General features: G+C 56.2%; 18 protein-coding genes. 3 read left to right on the forward strand and 15 right to left on the reverse strand.

Annotated features, from left to right (window positions below; all coding sequences use genetic code 11):
• Positions 1-100 precede the first annotated feature (100 nt).
• The 10 genes from KORM41_RS18790 to KORM41_RS18835 all read right to left on the reverse strand — a co-directional run bounded on the left by KORM41_RS18790 (position 101) and on the right by KORM41_RS18835 (position 8,026).
• Complete coding sequence (locus tag KORM41_RS18790; RefSeq protein WP_197421286.1) at positions 101-550, reverse strand: DUF6265 family protein; 450 nt, start codon at positions 548-550, stop codon at positions 101-103.
• A gap of 25 nt (positions 551-575) precedes the next feature.
• Complete coding sequence (locus KORM41_RS18795) at positions 576-1,022, reverse strand: molybdenum cofactor biosynthesis protein MoaE (RefSeq protein ID WP_068152035.1); 447 nt, start codon at positions 1,020-1,022, stop codon at positions 576-578.
• Between the two features lie 2 nt (positions 1,023-1,024).
• Positions 1,025-1,219 (reverse strand): MoaD/ThiS family protein, encoded by a 195-nt coding sequence (locus KORM41_RS18800; protein ID WP_231727335.1) that lies wholly within the window; start codon positions 1,217-1,219, stop codon positions 1,025-1,027.
• 59 nt (positions 1,220-1,278) lie between these two features.
• On the reverse strand, positions 1,279-1,830 hold the full coding sequence (gene pgsA, locus KORM41_RS18805; RefSeq protein ID WP_068152039.1) for a CDP-diacylglycerol--glycerol-3-phosphate 3-phosphatidyltransferase: 552 nt from the start codon (positions 1,828-1,830) through the stop codon (positions 1,279-1,281).
• A 77-nt stretch (positions 1,831-1,907) separates the two neighbouring features.
• A complete protein-coding gene (uvrC, locus tag KORM41_RS18810) occupies positions 1,908-3,764 on the reverse strand; it encodes an excinuclease ABC subunit UvrC (protein ID WP_068152042.1) in 1,857 nt (618 codons plus the stop codon).
• Positions 3,765-4,140: 376 nt separating this feature from the next.
• A complete protein-coding gene (locus KORM41_RS18815) occupies positions 4,141-4,566 on the reverse strand; it encodes a dihydroneopterin aldolase (RefSeq protein ID WP_068152044.1) in 426 nt (141 codons plus the stop codon).
• 3 nt (positions 4,567-4,569) lie between these two features.
• Positions 4,570-5,328: an SDR family oxidoreductase gene (locus KORM41_RS18820; protein WP_068152047.1), complete on the reverse strand. Its 759-nt coding sequence runs from the start codon at positions 5,326-5,328 to the stop codon at positions 4,570-4,572.
• Positions 5,328-6,308 (reverse strand): calcium/sodium antiporter, encoded by a 981-nt coding sequence (locus KORM41_RS18825; protein ID WP_068152049.1) that lies wholly within the window; start codon positions 6,306-6,308, stop codon positions 5,328-5,330. The genes KORM41_RS18820 and KORM41_RS18825 overlap by 1 nt, the downstream gene beginning before the upstream one ends.
• 79 nt (positions 6,309-6,387) lie before the next feature.
• Positions 6,388-7,323, reverse strand: coding sequence for a 2-hydroxyacid dehydrogenase (locus KORM41_RS18830; protein ID WP_068152052.1), 936 nt, complete (start codon positions 7,321-7,323; stop codon positions 6,388-6,390).
• Between the two features lie 16 nt (positions 7,324-7,339).
• Positions 7,340-8,026 (reverse strand): hypothetical protein, encoded by a 687-nt coding sequence (locus KORM41_RS18835; protein WP_068152053.1) that lies wholly within the window; start codon positions 8,024-8,026, stop codon positions 7,340-7,342.
• A gap of 268 nt (positions 8,027-8,294) precedes the next feature.
• Here KORM41_RS18835 and rpmF point away from each other — a divergent pair, with 268 nt between their 5' ends.
• A complete protein-coding gene (gene rpmF, locus KORM41_RS18840) occupies positions 8,295-8,480 on the forward strand; it encodes a 50S ribosomal protein L32 (protein ID WP_068152552.1) in 186 nt (61 codons plus the stop codon).
• 92 nt (positions 8,481-8,572) lie between these two features.
• Here the strand turns inward: rpmF and KORM41_RS18845 are convergent, their stop codons facing one another.
• Together KORM41_RS18845 and KORM41_RS18850 are read right to left on the reverse strand one after the other, a co-directional pair.
• The gene (locus KORM41_RS18845; protein WP_068152055.1) at positions 8,573-9,823 is read right to left on the reverse strand and encodes an RDD family protein; all 1,251 of its coding nucleotides are present in this window, start codon (positions 9,821-9,823) and stop codon (positions 8,573-8,575) included.
• Positions 9,820-11,511 (reverse strand): molecular chaperone HscC, encoded by a 1,692-nt coding sequence (locus tag KORM41_RS18850; RefSeq protein ID WP_068152059.1) that lies wholly within the window; start codon positions 11,509-11,511, stop codon positions 9,820-9,822. The genes KORM41_RS18845 and KORM41_RS18850 overlap by 4 nt, the downstream gene beginning before the upstream one ends.
• A 140-nt stretch (positions 11,512-11,651) precedes the next feature.
• On the opposite strand from KORM41_RS18850, the gene KORM41_RS18855 reads away from it, so the two are divergent.
• The gene (locus KORM41_RS18855) at positions 11,652-12,431 is read left to right on the forward strand and encodes a M48 family metallopeptidase (RefSeq protein WP_068152063.1); all 780 of its coding nucleotides are present in this window, start codon (positions 11,652-11,654) and stop codon (positions 12,429-12,431) included.
• A gap of 110 nt (positions 12,432-12,541) precedes the next feature.
• On the forward strand, positions 12,542-12,946 hold the full coding sequence (locus KORM41_RS18860) for a DUF6869 domain-containing protein (RefSeq protein WP_068152066.1): 405 nt from the start codon (positions 12,542-12,544) through the stop codon (positions 12,944-12,946).
• A gap of 18 nt (positions 12,947-12,964) precedes the next feature.
• On the opposite strand, the gene nadC is transcribed toward KORM41_RS18860, so the two are convergent.
• The 3 genes from nadC to KORM41_RS18875 form a co-directional block, all read right to left on the reverse strand.
• Positions 12,965-13,804: a carboxylating nicotinate-nucleotide diphosphorylase gene (gene nadC, locus KORM41_RS18865; RefSeq protein ID WP_068152069.1), complete on the reverse strand. Its 840-nt coding sequence runs from the start codon at positions 13,802-13,804 to the stop codon at positions 12,965-12,967.
• 25 nt (positions 13,805-13,829) lie between these two features.
• Positions 13,830-14,828, reverse strand: a complete 999-nt coding sequence (gene nadA, locus KORM41_RS18870; RefSeq protein ID WP_068152071.1) for a quinolinate synthase NadA — start codon at positions 14,826-14,828, stop codon at positions 13,830-13,832.
• Positions 14,829-14,903: 75 nt separating this feature from the next.
• Positions 14,904-15,812, reverse strand: coding sequence for an MBL fold metallo-hydrolase (locus KORM41_RS18875; protein ID WP_068152072.1), 909 nt, complete (start codon positions 15,810-15,812; stop codon positions 14,904-14,906).
• Positions 15,813-15,868 lie beyond the last annotated feature (56 nt).

Below are 15,868 nucleotides of genomic sequence, written 5' to 3' on the forward strand. Positions count from 1 at the left end.
GGAATTCCCGGCCTTTTTTCATTGCAGCGCTATTTCACCCGCTTATAGGCAAACAGCATATCCCGCTCGGCATCGCCTTCCTTGAGTCTGACATACATGTTCATGGCATCATCTTCATGGCATCATCGCTGACGCGCTCAATAGTGAAGCCATCAAAATAGAGCGCGGTGTCAGTTACTTTCACCAGCGGGAAGTTGACAGTTTCGTCTTTTTCTTCCCAGCCCCTCAGGTCGCCATGAAAATGTTTCAGCTGCAGAAGCAGCGTGTTGCCCACTTCGCGGATAACCTCAAGCTCATAAAAATCCACCTTGCCGTCAGACACCAGCTTGAAGGCACCTGCCATGCTGTCGCCGAGGGGCGGTGACCAGTTTTCTTCCACTTGGCCACCGAATGCTTCCCCGCGCCAAAGGCCCGCTATCCAGGCGGCATCCGCAAGTGTCGCTGGCGGGGATGTCATGCCTTCGGTGAATGTAAGGGTTCTGCCTTCTGCAATCGCAGCAGGGCTAAGGTACGCAAAGAACAACAACAGGGCAGTGATGACAGGTTTCATTCTAGCCTCCTTCTGTTCTGAATGGTCAGCCCCAGCGCTTGAGGGCGTCTGTATCGCTTTCCTTGGCATCGACCCACTGGCCGCCCTCTGACGTTTCTTCCTTTTTCCAGAAGGGGGCTCGGGACTTGAGGAAATCCATCAGGAAATCCGCGGCCTCGAATGCGGCATGCCGGTGCGCACTCATGGTGATGACAAGCACTATATTGTCACCAGGCTCCAGTCGTCCGTACCTATGGATCACGCGGCAACCAACAAGAGGCCAGCGTTTTTCAGCTTCCTCCGCCACGCGGCCCAGTTCGGCTTCCGTCATGCCGGGATAGTGCTCAAGCGTCATGGCTTTCAGGTCGCCGTTCATGTCCCGTACGGTGCCGGTGAATGTCACAATGGCTCCGATGTCCACCCGTCCGTTCTTCAGGGCCGCAATCTCATCAGCAATCTGGAAATCCCCAGCCTGAACCGAGACACTTGCCATGATCAGCCCCCCGTGACGGGCGGGAAAAAGGCGACTTCGTCTGCGTCCGTCACCGGATGGTCCAAGCCTACGTGGGTCTGGTTGACCGCGATGCGCACGACCGATTTGTCGCCAAGTGCTGCTTTGTAGATGTCATTAATGCTGCAAAGGTGGTCAATCAGGTCTGAAACAGTGGCAATGCCTCCGGGCAATTGCATGCTCTCTTCCGATTTTCCGACCCGTTCCCGGATCCAGGCGAAATAGACGAGCTGCATGATCACACCATATGCTTTAGGCCAGCACGCAGATAATCGATACCGGTGTAGAGCGTCAGAATAGCGGCCATCCACAACAACCCGATGCCAATTTCATGCGCGGGCAATCCAAACTCTGGCGCGCCTTCAGACCAGACGAGTGCGCCAAGGGCGAACATCTGCACGGTCGTTTTCCATTTGGCAAGCATGGTAACGGGCACGCTAACCTGTGCGCCGGCCAGAAACTCGCGAAGGCCGGACACGAGCAGTTCCCGGCACATGATGATAACGGCTGCGATGACATGAAGGCCATCCACCCACCCGGCAAAAACAACCATCACAATAACGGCGGCGACCATCAGCTTGTCTGCGATTGGGTCCAGAAAGACGCCGATTTTGGAGACACTGCCTGTGGCGCGTGCCAGATAGCCATCGAAGAAATCTGTAATGGCTGCAAGCGCGAAGGTGGCGAAGGCCACATGGCTGCCCAGCGGCTGATCCATAAAAAAGGATGCCACGAGAACCGGGATAACGAAAATCCGGGACATGGTCAGAATGTTAGGCAAAGTCCACATGGGTTGTCCTGTGCTTGCAGTGATGCCGCAACAATAGCTGAAACGGCGGTGGCGTCAATGATTGCTGCCGAGTTTAATCAATCACGGAAATGATCGTAAATTTGCTGGGCCATGGCTTTGGAAATGCCGTCCACGCCTTCAAGATCGCGCACATCCGCATCGGCAACAGCCTTTGCGGAGCCAAAGTGATGGAGCAGGGCTTTCTTGCGCTTTGGACCAATGCCGGGAACGCCGTCCAGCGGCGATTTCCTGATGTCGCCCGAGCGGCGCGCCCGGTGGCTGCCGATGGCAAACCGGTGGGCCTCGTCCCTGAGGCGCTGCAGGTAATAGAGCACAGCGTCATTTTCCGGCAGCATGAAAGTGTCGCGCCCGGGCATATGAAACTGTTCGCGGCCCGCGTTTCTGTCTGGCCCCTTTGAGATGGCGACGACACATACATCTTCGGATACGCCAAGGTCATCCAGCACTTCCATGACGGAAGACAGTTGCCCCTTGCCGCCGTCGATCAGCAACACATCGGGCCAGTGGCCCCGGCCTTTGTCTGCATCTTCCTTCAACAGTCTTTTGAACCGGCGGCGCATGACTTCGCGCATCATGGCGAAGTCATCACCGGGCGCCGTTTCATCCGACTTGATGTTGAACTTGCGGTAGCTGTTCTTCATGAAGCCGTCAGGACCGGCCACGATCATGCCGCCAAGCGCGTTGGTGCCCTGAATGTGGCTGTTGTCATAGACCTCGATCCGCTCTGGCGGGTCATCAAGGCCGAAAAGGTCGGCAACGCCCTGAAGCAGTTTGGCCTGGCTGGCTGTTTCCGCCATGCGGCGTTCAAGGGCCTCGCGGGCGTTGCGACGGGCCTCACCCATCACTTCAGCCTTTTTGCCCCTGGCTGGTACCGAGATCGCGACTTTGCGTTCCATGCGCTCCGACAAGGCCTCTGAAAGCAGTTGCTGGTCGGGAATCTCATGCGACAGCAAAATCAGCCTCGGTGCAGGCTTGTTGTCATAGAACTGGGCAAGGAAGGCCGCCAGAACATCTTCGACGCCTTCGCTTTTGTCGTGCTTGGGGAAATAGGCCCGGTGGCCCCAGTTCTGCCCCGCGCGGAAGAAGAATACCTGGATGCCCACGGCGCCGGCGACTTCTTCGGCCGCGATCACATCGGCCTCGTCGACCATGGCGTTCACCATGGCCTGGTGGCTCTGGATGTGGGTAAGGGCATTGAGGCGGTCCCGGTAGACGGCGGCAACCTCGAATTCGAGCGCGTCACTGGCTTCCTGCATCGCAGAGGCGAATTTCTTCTGGATGCCGGATGTGCGGCCTTCCAGGAAAGCGCGCGTTTCCGAGACCATATCGTCATATTCCGCGTGGCTGACTTTGCCCACGCAGGGGCCTGAGCAGCGCTTGATCTGATAAAGCAGGCACACGCGTGTCCGGCTTTCAAGCGTCACGTCCGAGCAGGAACGCAGCTGGAATACCTTCTGCAATGTATTCAGCGTACGGTTTACCGCCGAGACACTGGCAAAGGGGCCAAAATACAGCCCTTTGTGTTTTCGCGCGCCGCGGTGCTTTGTGATCTGTGGCCATTCGTGGTCCTGACGCATCAGGATATAGGGGAATGACTTGTCGTCCTTCAGGAGCACATTGAACGGGGGCTTGAAGCGCTTGATCAATGATGCTTCAAGCAAAAGGGCTTCGGCTTCTGTCCGTGTGGTGACAAACACCATGGACTTTGTTGCAGCCACCATGCGCATCAGGCGAACCGTCAGGCGGTTTTCCTGCGTGTAGCTGGTGACGCGCTTCTTGATGTTTTTCGCCTTGCCAACATAAAGAACATCCCCGTGGGCATTCAGCATTCGGTACACGCCCGGGGCGGTAGGGGCCGTCCTCAAGTGTTCCTTGATGGTGTTGATGCCTATTTGCAGCGCTGTCTCAACCACGAAAAAAGTGATCCTTTATGTTCGTCATATGGACTTGTGCCGGAATGAGGCAGCAGAATCAATGACATGATTTTGTCATTTTGATTCGTCAAAAAGATTTCCACTGAACCTGTGGATAAGTTTGTGGGAAAAACCCAAGATGCAAGTGCAACATCGCTGTAACACTAGGTTTTATCCTTTTTGCCTAATTTTTGGGCAAAAAAGCTAAGTCATTGATTTATAAAGAACTAGGGTCAGTCAACCACTTAATTTTTACCATAACAATTTTGTATTGTTGTCTGATGATAGGCGTTATGGCAGCCGTTGATTCGGTGTGCAAAACTCACGCCGTTATCCCGCTCGCGTCAGGTGAAAAAGTTCAATTGTTACTAATTGGTTAAGGCCGTTTGTGGCGTTCTATTTCAACGCCGACGCTGGCCGCGCCTTCGACGGCTTCCAGCTTTTCCACCTTTACCCGGGCGGCAATGACCTGGTCATCTTCCAAGGCCATCTCAGCAATTTTCTCTGCCAAGGTTTCAACCAGGTTGATATGGCCGGTTTTGATGATGGCCTGAATCTTGGTTACGATGTCGTTGTAGCAAACAACATTCACCAGTTGGTCTTCATGGTGTTCGACTGTTTCGGCTACCGATAGGTCTACGTTGATGCGAACAGCCTGACGGGTATCTTTCTCATGTTCCCAGACGCCGATCTCGGCTTGGGTAACATAATCGCGGACAAAAACATGGCGAACCGAGCGGGCCGCATCTGCAAAAGGCAGGTGCAGGATGTTTGCTCTTACCAGTGCGTCATCGTGCGACATTACTCAGTCCTCCAGAATGTCCGGGGTACGCCAGGCCAAGTGCTGACCACCGTCCAAAGCCAGCATTTGCCCTGTAATCGACGGACTCTCAAGTAGAAAACGTACAGCCGCACAAATTTCTTCAAGGTCTGGCCCGTGCCCAAGAATCGTACTGGCGGCTTCTTGTTCAAATATTTCAGAGGTTTGGCGTGTGTTTTTGAGCGTCGGGCCGGGCCCGATTGCATTTACCCGAATGTTGGGCGCAAAGGCCTGCGCCATGGTCCGTGTGAGGGTCCAGAGGCCGGTTTTTGATGCGGTATAGGAAAAATATTGGGGATTCAGCTTCAGGACGCGCTGGTCGATCATATTGATGATCGTGCCCCTGGCACCTTCCGGAAGCCGTTCGGCAAAGGCCTGGGCCAACATGGCAGGGGCCCGCAGGTTCACGGCCTGATGGGCATCCCAGCTGTCCACGCTGAAAGTCTGGGCATCGTCTTTTTCAAACAGAGACGCGTTGTTGACAAGCAGCGTAAGAGGCTTGCCGAGGGCTTCTTCCGCTGCTGCAACAAGCCCGGCAGTATCTTCAGCATTCGTAAGGTCAGCCTGCACCGCAACAGCCCTGCCGTCATAGGCCTCGATATTGGCGACAACGTCTTCGGCTTCTTCCTCTGATCCGTGATAATGCACGGCGACGTCATAGCCGTAGGCTGCCAGGTCCATAGCGATGGCCCTGCCAATGCGGCGGCTGGCTCCGGTTACCAGTGCTGTCCGCGGCGCGCGCATCAGAGCGTCATCCCCATGGCGCTGGCGCTTTCAGCAGACTGCGCCAGATAGACGATATAGGCGATATAAAGCAGCACCATAATGGCGCCGGCCTTTTTGCCAACGTGACTGCGCGCCCGGGTAAAGGGTACCAGCAGAAGCGACGCCCCAAGCATGACCCACAGGTCAACCTGCAGGAAGCTGTCTGGCACAGGGATCGTGCCCACCATTGAGGCTACGCCTACAATGGACAGCAGGTTGAATATATTGGAGCCGATTACGTTACCCACGGCAACGTCGCAGTGGCCGCGTACCGCAGCCACCAGTGCCGTGATCAGTTCCGGAAGGCTTGTGCCAAGAGCAACCAATGTCAGGCCGATGACGGCTTCTGAAACGCCAAATTCGCGGGCGATTACAACAGCACCTTCAACCAACATATCAGCGCCAAAGATCAGGCCGACGAGACCCCCCACAACCATGATCGTGGCCAAGCGGTAGCTGTCAGGTTTGTGCTGAAGCTCTTCCATCTCCTCAAGCTCTTTCGCGGCTTCGATCGGGCATGCTTTGCGGCGAGCAATGGAATAGCCGATAAACAGAGTAAGGAAGGCCAGCAGGATAAGGCCCTGCTGCCAGGCAAAAGATCCGCTGAAGGCCATAGCCATAAAGAGCACAGTGGAAACCAGCATGAATATAAGGTTGCGGCCGAGGCGCGGCGCAGAGCAAACCATTGGCGCGATCATGGCTGGAAGGCCCACCACCAGCAGCACGTTGGCGATATTGGACCCAACAACATTACCCAGCGCAAGGGCGGGTACATTGTTCAAAACTGCGTCCACACCAACGACAAGTTCAGGTGCGGATGTTCCAAAGGCGACAATGGTCAGGCCGATGATCAGCTTGGAAACGCCAGCACGGCGCGCAAGCGAAACGGATCCACGAACGAGATAGTCGCCGGCAACTACCAACAATACCAATCCGGCAACAACTTGAATGTAAGCCATACGGTGATCGAATCCTTTTTTACTCGGCCCCAAACACGCCGTTTCGGCTTATATAGGGATTCATTTCCGCAAAAGAAAGTCAGTAACCGAGATTTGTATCCAGCAAATTCTCCGGGCTCTCGCCGTTTTCGATCCGTTTAATGTTCCTGAGCACATATTCCGCAGCCGTGTCAGGGCGGGTGATGGCCGCACTGTGCGGCGTGATGATGACTGTGTCATAGCCCCAAAGGGGGTGATCCTTCGGCAGTGGTTCTTCTGGGAACACGTCAAGGGATGCACCCGCGATATAGCCGCTGTCGAGTAAGGCCATCAGGTCGTCCAGCACAATCAGGCTGCCGCGGCCGGCGTTGATGACGCTGGCACCTTCCGGTAGGCGCGACAGACGGTCGAAATCCAGCAGGCCTTCGGTTTCCTTGGTGGAAGGCAACAGCCCCACCACTATGTCTGTGCGTGCAAGGAAATCATCCAGTTGTTCCATGCCGGTGAAATGGGCCACCAGGTCGTCATCCTTGGGGCTTCGGGACCAGGCGGCGATATTGTAGCCAAGCGGCTTCAAGGCCTGCGCCGCACGCTGCCCGAGCGCGCCATAGCCCAGAATGCCAACCCGCACATCCTTGGCGGCAAGGGAGAACACGCGCTTCCACTGGTTCTTGCGCTGGGCGGCCAGAAGCTGGGGCGTCTGGCGGTGGTGCATCAGTACATTCATCAATATATATTCAGCCATGCCTTCCTTGAGGCCTTCGTCGCCCATGCGGATGATGGGCACGTCCTTTGGCAGGTCTGGGTCACGCGTCAGGTGATCAACCCCCGCGCCGAGGGAGAAGATCGCCTTGATGTTGGGGTAGCGCGCCAGAAGGCCGGGTTCCGGCTCCCACACGAAAGCGTAGGCGTCACCGTCCTCTGGACTGCCCCAGTCCGGGTTGCCGAGGAATTCGACCTTGGGGTCGATGGCGTGGATGCACTGGCGCCAGATATCGTGCGGATAATCGGCCAGGTAAAACAGAATGCGGGTCATGGGGCGTGTCTCCCTTTTACTTAACTTTTGTCGCTAGCGTGTCGTGGTGGCCCACAATCAGCTCCCGCAGGTGGAAGCTGATGTCCGCCCGGTTCTTGAAGCCTGCTTCCACGGCGGCTTGCTCAAACGCTTCTGTGGGCAGGTCTGGGCTTTCCGCGAATGTCTTCAGGCTTTCATGAAAGCCAATTGTGAAGGCATCCACGTCTGATCCCATCGTCACCGTGAAGATGACATTGGTCACTTGCCCCGTTTTGGCAAGATATTCATTTTCCCGACGGCGTTGGCTCAGGAGCGCATCGTGCTTGCCCGCTGCCGCATTGAACATTTCAATATGGTAAAGGCCGGTACCGCTGTTCATCGCTTGAATCTTGCTCCAGGGCGTTTCAGACGTGGCTAGGAAACGAAGCTCATAATCCACCAAAAGGCGGGTTGATGCCCTGAGGAGAGTAGACCACAAAGATTTGAACTTGGCGCATTTTTCGCTGGTGCAGCTATCCCCATAGGGGGCCAGCAACATCAGGTCCCACTGGTCTCCTTGGCTATGTCGCATAATTATGGGGCGAGTGCCTTCAACCTCATCCCAATCGGTTTCTTTGATTTGCTTTAAAAGTTCAGGAAGCTTGCCCGGTGCCGCCCGGTACTGCGTTACCAGATAGTCGTCTGCGGCTGCTGCCACGCCGTTTAGTGCAATTAGGCAAGCCATTATAATGGTGCGCACGTTGCTCCCCCTTTATGGTTTTGATCTTATCTAGGTCATAATATTGAAAAGTCCGCTTGAAAAGCGCCCGGGAATCAACTATTTGTGCGCCCAAGCAAGGGTGCTGACGAAAAGTTGCGTGTTTTCCTTGCATTTTGAAGACGTGCACCTTATGTTGCGCGCCTCGAATCAAGGTGTTCACGGATTTCGTGGGCCCGAACGAACAGCCCGGCAGCGCCATATGTTGGCCCCGGCGAGTGAAAAGGTTAGAAAAATGGCAGTTCCAAAGAGAAAAGTTACCCCGTCTCGCCGTGGTATGCGTCGTTCGCATGATGCCCTGAAGGCGGTTAACTACCAGGAAGACTCGCACACTGGTGAGTACAAGCTGCGTCACCACATCGACCTGAAGACAGGTATGTACCGTGGTAAGCAGATTCTGGAGCCTAAAGGCGACTTCTAAGCCTTAGCTTCCTCCTGAAGAAAAAAGCCGGCCCCTCAGCATCTGAGCGGCCGGTTTTTCTTTGCCTTCAGACCGGATGCTTGGGGGCCGCCCTAACGCGTTCTGCCATAGTTCAGGACGAACGAGAACGATAACAGGTCGTGCGGGTAACGACCGCCTGCGATCCAGCTGGTGATGATAAAGGGCCAGATAACAGCCGCGAAGTCAGAGACCGGTTCGCCCCATAGATGATTTATCCACTGTAGCCACCAGATGCTGGCACCAAGCATCAGGGAACGCATCAGGGCCTGCCAGAAGTTCAGGGGCTGTAGGTCGAGCGTCAGTGCCTGAAGCCCCAGGATGCGCTTGCCGATGGTGGCCCGCCATTTGGACGCTTCGAAAAAGGGTGTCATAGCGAGATAGGCGATAAAGGCGATGTCCGCGTGTTTGATATGGGCCTCCAGCCCGTAGAGCTTCGCGAAGATAATCAGGGGAATCGACACAATCGCCAGGTCGATCGCCATCGCAACCAGGCGGTAGAATGGGTATACGGGCCCTGCCTGTGGGCGTTTCGGGTCACGTGGTTTGCGTTTGTGCAGCTTGCTGCCGCCCTTGACCCCGAACCCATCTGCCTTGGAATGCAGCGGTGCGGCGGGCAGGTCCTTGAGGAAAGCAATCTCGCTGTAGTCAAACCGGTTCAGAAGGTCATGAAAGCGGAAAGACCAGCCAAACTGGGTATTGAGGTAGGCAAGGATAGTGTCCCCCACCTTCAGGTGCCACTGGTCGCCCCGAAGCTTCATCTGGGTCGCCTGGTGTTTGATGATCAGGGCCAACAGCCTTTCACCTACTTCAGCTCGGAAGGCTTCATCCAGCAGCAGGGGCTCTTTTTCTATGAAGCGCCATTTCTCGGGTATATGAATGTCTGGGTTCTTGGCAAGCAGTGCTTGTACCTTGTCCAACATCCTGGCGGCTGCGGCTTCATCGATGGCCTGAACTTCGTCAGCAGATGTTCCTGGCGCCGGGTGGCCTTCAATAGAGTCCATGCTGTCGGCGGCTGTTTCTACCCATACGTCAGCTGGTTTGGGCCCTTCGCCTCCTGCTTCATCAGGCGCCTCTTGGGGGGCTTCCTGCCCCTCCGGGGCTGCCATCATGTCAATGTCGTCAAAGGAAAGGACGGAAGCAGCGGGCACGGTCCTCCCGGTTTCAGCGAGTTTCAGCGCGCGCTTGTAGGCATCATGCAGCTGCTTGAAGGCCTCCGGGTGTTCGTCAGGGCGGGTTTCCTTCAGCTTCCGTGAGTAGGCTTTCTTGATGTCTCGCTTGTTTTCCGTGGGCTCAATGCCCAAACGGGACCATGGGAAAGTCATAACATGCTGCCCGGGTCCAGTTGGTCAAGGGCTTCGCTGAATTGCTCGCGGGCTTTGGCGATATCCGATTCTTTCTGGCTATCGAGCACACTCTCGAATTCTGCCAGATAGCGTCCGATCAGGGTCCGCCGCTCCCCAAGGGATGTCAGGTACAGCTTCTCCGCCCGGGAAATCAGAATCAGATTTTCCTCTTTTTCGCGGGGATGGAACTTGAGGCCAGCCAGCCGGGCGCGCGATTTTTCAATTTCTTCCTGCGTCAGGGACCCTGGCGACTGCTCGATCACATGATTGATGACCTGGCCGGTGCTGTTGATCTTAACATCAACCTCCAGGAGGCCGTTCATGTCGTAGCTGTAGCGCACGTCAATTGTCTGCTCACCTGCCGGGCCTTTGGGCACTGTGACGGCAACAGAGCCCAGGAAAATATTCTGCTCCACCAGCCGATGCTCGCCCTGGAATACGTTGACCTCCATGCGCCGCTGATTTTTTACGACCGTCGCCAGGGTCTCGACATGGCTTGTGGGTACGACGCTGTTGCGTTCGATAAGCGGCAGGAAAAAGCCCGCCTTGCCGGAACCAGATGGGTCGACCACCTCTGTTCCCAGCGTGTAGGGGCATACGTCTGTCAGGACAACATCATCCAGCGTCTTGTCGCGCGCCTTGAGGCCAGCCTGCACAGCGGCCCCCATGGCGACAACAAGATCCGGGTCAAGGTGACCGGCTGGGATGCGCTTGAAAAGAGTGCCAACCATATTGCGGAAGACGGGCATGCGCGTCGCGCCGCCTACCAGCAAAACCTCGGTCACATCAGGAACCCTGAGGCTGGCATCGCGCAGGGCTTGTTCGATGGGGTGGCGCACCCGCATCAATTGGGGCTGGGTGCATTCCTTGAACCATTCAGGAGTGGCCTCGAAGCGCACGGCTTTGCCGCCCAGGTCCAGCTCTATGGCCATGCTGTCCTGTGTGTGGATTTTGCGTTTGACCTGCTCAAGCCGGTCATAGAGCTGCTGCAACTCAGACTTTCCAAGCTTATCCTTGTCGATACCCACGGCTTTGCAGAAGCTGCCAACCATCGCCTCAAGGAAGTCTTCCCCGCCCAGGAAATTGTCCCCCGCGCTGGCGTGAACTTCCATAATCCCGTCGAAATACTCAAGGATGGACACATCGAAGGTGCCACCGCCCATATCCAGGACGACAAACATGCCTTCCGCCCGTTCATGCAGCCCGTATGCGAGCGCCGCAGCTGTCGGCTCGTTGATCAAACGTCGGACAGTCAGCCCGGCAATTTCCCCGGCCTGCTTGGTGGCATGTCGCTGATTGTCGTTGAAATAGGCTGGTACGCTGATGATGGCTTCGGTCACTTCCTCGCCCAGATGGGCTTCGGCATCTTCCTTGAGGGCCTTAAGGACAAACGCGGATAGCTCCGTTGCGGTGAAGCGTTTTTTGCCAAGGCTCACCTGATGGTTCGTGCCCATCAGGCGCTTGAACACCCCCACCGTGTTGTCTGGGTGGGTGATCAGCCGGTTCTTGGCCACCTTGCCAACAATGACATTGTTGTCGCCGTCCAGCCCGACCACCGAAGGCGTCAGGTAATCACCACTTCTGTTGGGGATCAGCTCAACTTCGCCATCCCGCCAGAAACCGCAGGCGCTATTGGTTGTTCCTAAATCAATTCCGATAATTGTCATACCAACTTCACAAGCTGCTGTTTCAGGGATTAGGATATGGAAGCATGAAGCATCATGTCTGGCATAGTGTTTTCATGACATGGATGTGTCAATGTTCGTATCGGATATTGCTTCGATCAAACAAGGCGGAGGACGGCGAAATGAAAATGATAAAGGGCGTGTTGCTGGGGGCCGGGTTGTTGCTTGTGACGGCCTGTATGACAACCAACGAGGTGACTGGTCGGTCCCAGTTCATCATCATTCCCCCCAGCCAGGATGCCGCCCTTGGCCTTGAGGCCATGAACGAAGTCAAAAAGTCAGCTCCAGTTCAGACCTCGGGGCCGATGGCAGAAAGGGTGCAGCGCATCGGTGCCCGCATCGTTGCCATATCTGACGCACCGAACCTGGGCTGGGAATTCGTTGTGATCGACGAGCCTGTCCTGAACGCCTGGGCGCTGCCTGGCGGAAAGGTGGCCATTTACAGCAAGATGGTCGAAAGCTTCACATCCGACGAAGAACTGGCTGCAGTGATCGGGCATGAGATTGCTCACGCGGTGCTGCGCCACGGCGCAGAACAGATGAGCCGTGCCCAGATGCAGAACCTGCTGATCATCGGTGCTGGCGTGGCCGTTGGTGCAACGACAGAGGATGATGAAACTGCCCAGATGGCAGTTGGCCTCGCCTCGCTTGCGACAGCCGGCTTTGTGCAGTTGCCCCATAGCCGCAAGATGGAGCTGGAGGCCGACCATGTAGGCACCATGTATATGGCCAAGGCGGGGTATGACCCACGCGCGTCTGTTCGGCTTTGGCAGCGCATGAAGACGCTGAAGGAAGGTGGGGGGCAGCCTCCGACCTTCCTGTCCACACACCCGTCGGACGACAAGCGCATTTCACGCCTTGAGGAACGCATGGAAGAATATCTTTCCTACTACCGGAAATAATAAAAGTTTAATAAAAACAATTAGGTAACTTGTCTGTTTGGTAATCTTTTGTCACGTTTTGGGACAGGGAGTGCAGAACGCGCGCAAATGCGCCCAACAGGCAGGGCAAAATGACCGAACATGAAATCCATCAGTTGGCGCAAGACTATATAGGGTATTTTGCCCTTGGCGCAGAGGCGCAAGACGCGCAGTTCAAGGCTGTGGAAAAGCTATGGAAGCTGTGCCGGGAAGACCCGTCCATCGGCTTCCGGGTGATCTGGGTCGCGGTCAATCTTGTGAACGCGGACAATCTGAAAGCGCTGTCGTTCCTTGGTACAGGGCCACTGGAAGACCTGATCAAATTTCACGGAAACGAATATCTGAATCTCATGATCGAGGCTGCGCGCGAGAATGCAAATTTTTGCGTGGCGCTTTCCTGTGTCTGGCGGCATGCCGTCAGCGAAAATGCCTGGGCGGAGCTGAGTGGCGCCATGCCGCAAATCCGTGCGTCTCATGGACGGATGCAGCCTGCTTAAAGCACAACCTTTTTGGAGTTAGGCGAAATCGAGGCCGATATCTACAGCGGGCGCTGATTGGGTCAGTCTGCCGACGGAGATATAATCCACACCTGTTTCAGCAATAGACCTGATGGTATTGAGGTTCACACCACCTGAGGCTTCACATGGGATGGCACCATCCACAATCGCGCGCGCCTGCCTGAGCATCGCGGGCGGCATGTTGTCCAGAAGCAGGCTATTGGCACCTGCCTTCACTGCTTCGCGCACCTGCTCAAGTGTATCGCATTCAACCTGGATGTCATTGCGGCCTGCGGCTTTGGCACCCGCCACAGCTTTCTCAACCGAGCCGGCGACAGCGATATGGTTGTCCTTGATCATCACGGCATCAAACAGGCCCATACGGTGGTTCTTCGCGCCGCCCATCGCGGTAGCGTACTTGCCAAGTTTCCTAAGGCCAGGGATGGTTTTCCGTGTATCCAGAAGCGTGGCGCCGGTGCCCTTGATCTGGTCTACATATTGGCGGGTCAGCGTTGCGATACCCGACAGGTGCTGCACGATATTCAGCGCAGTGCGCTCGGCGGACAGCATGGCTCTGGCCTTGCCTTCAACCCGCATGATGGCGGTGCCGGGGTCGACCTTGTCGCCGTCGTGGGCAAAGAACTCGATCGTGCAGTCAGGGTCAAGCCGCCTGAAGATGGGGGTCGTCAGCGGCAGGCCAGCCAGCACCATCACTTCGCGGGCATTCATGGTGGCCGTCAGGCGCGCGTCCTCGGGGATCACCGTTTCGCAGGTTACATCACCCGTGGCGATGTCTTCCGCGAAAGCGGTGTCGATAAAGGCGTCGATTTCCGCCGTCGAGAGTGGAAAATCGGTCATGTGCCTTGCTCCCTGGCGGATATGATTACGCGCCGATGGCGGATACGTCTTTGCCGGTATTGATGGCCGCGCTCAGTTCCAGCATCTTGCGAAGTGGCTTTTCCGCAGCCTCGCGAGTCTCTTCATCAAGCTCAATCTCAGGCCCTTCGTCACGCAGGCAAAGATACAGCTTTTCCATAGTGTTGAGCGCCATGAACGGGCAGGTGTTGCAGCTGCAATTGCCGTCTGCGCCCGGTGCACCGATGAAGGTTTTCTCTGGCGACGCTTTTTCCATCTGGTGGATGATGTGCGGCTCAGTGGCCACAATGACGGTGTCGCTCTCTGTTTCTGATGCGAACTTGAGGATCGAGCTGGTGGAGCCAACATGGTCTGCGTGCTGCACGATGTTATCCGGGCACTCAGGGTGCGCGGCGACCGGCGCGTTCGGGTGCTTGGCCTTCAGCTTGATCAGCTCTTTTTCGCTGAACAGTTCGTGGACAATACAGGTGCCTTGCCACAAAAGCATATCGCGGCCCAGCTTGCGCGACAGGTACCCGCCCAAGTGACGGTCTGGCGCGAAGATGACCTTCTGGTCTGCGGGCAGCGAGCTTACGATATGTTCGGCGTTTGAGCTGGTCACGATAATGTCTGTCAGGGCCTTCACGGCGGCTGAGCAGTTGATGTAGCTCAGCACCATATGGTCCGGGTGGGCTTTCACAAACTTCTCGAATTCGTCCGGGGGGCAGCTGTCTTCAAGGCTGCAGCCTGCGGCCAGGTCAGGCAGTACCACTTTTTTCTGTGGGCTCAGGATTTTGGCGACTTCGGCCATGAAGCGCACACCACAGAAGACGATCATGTCGGCATCGGTTTCCGCTGCCTTGCGCGAGAGGTCGAGGCTGTCGCCCACAAAATCTGCGATGTCCTGGATTTCCGGTGCCTGATAATAATGTGCCAGGATAACCGCATTCTTTTCTTTACGCAGGCGCTGGATCTCGGCCACGAGGTCGAGGGTGGGATCAACAGCGGTGCTCGTTTGCAAATTCATGTCAGTCTCCTGCACGCAATACTAAAAACCTATTGGTGCCGCATAGATAGCCCCACGAAAGCCTAAAGGCAAGGCTTAGGCGGGAAGGCGATATTCGCTCATTAGTGTTGCTGGCCCATCGGTCATCACGCGGCCTTCATCCACCAGCGCAATCAGGTGCCCAAGCACGGACCGGGCGGCCGCTGGATGCAGCGCTTTGTTCACATCTTTATACATGCGGCTGACCATTATATCGATGGTCAAAGGGCCATCTTCAAGATGCCTCAGAATTTGGCCTTCGCGCATACGCCGGTGGGTGATGATGCCGCGAATGAAGGGTTCGGGGTCTTCGACTGCCGGGCCGTGGGTTGGCAAAAGGCGCTTTGGCTTTTCCTCAATCGTACGCTTGAGGCTTTTTAGATACGCGCGCATGTCGCCGTCAGGCGGGGAAATCACTGTCGTGGCCCATCCCATGATATGGTCGCCGCAGAACAGGGTCTGTTCTTCTTCCAGCATGAAGCACAGATGGTTGGCGGTGTGGCCGGGGGTAAAGATGGCACGCAGGGTCCAACTGTCGCCAGATACACGGTCGCCGTCCGCCAGCTTGTGGTCTGGCATGAAGGCATGATCCGCGCCAGCTTCCACTTCCTCGCCGTCAAGGCCACCCTTCCGGCCTGCGCCGTGGGGGCCGAAGGCGTATATCGGGGCACCTGTTTTATCGCTGAGCCAGGCGCTGAGGGGCGAATGGTCGATATGACTGTGGGTTACCATTATGTGGCTGATGGTTTTTCCCTTGGTTGCCTCAAGGATGGCGTTGCCGTGGGCTTCCATCATCGGCCCGGGGTCGATCACAGCCACATTCTGGCCACTACCCACAATGTAGGTGCCGGTGCCGGTGTAGGTGTATGGGCTTGGGTTTTTGCACAAAACGCGGGTGATCAGCGGGGAAATGGTCTCCGCTTCGCCGTATGGGGCATTCAGGTCATGGATGAAATCGGCGCTCATAAGGTCTCCAAAGGCATGTCCAATGGGTAACCTGTGTCGCATTCGCTGAAAAGCAA

The sequence above is a fragment of the Kordiimonas lipolytica genome, from assembly GCF_001550065.1.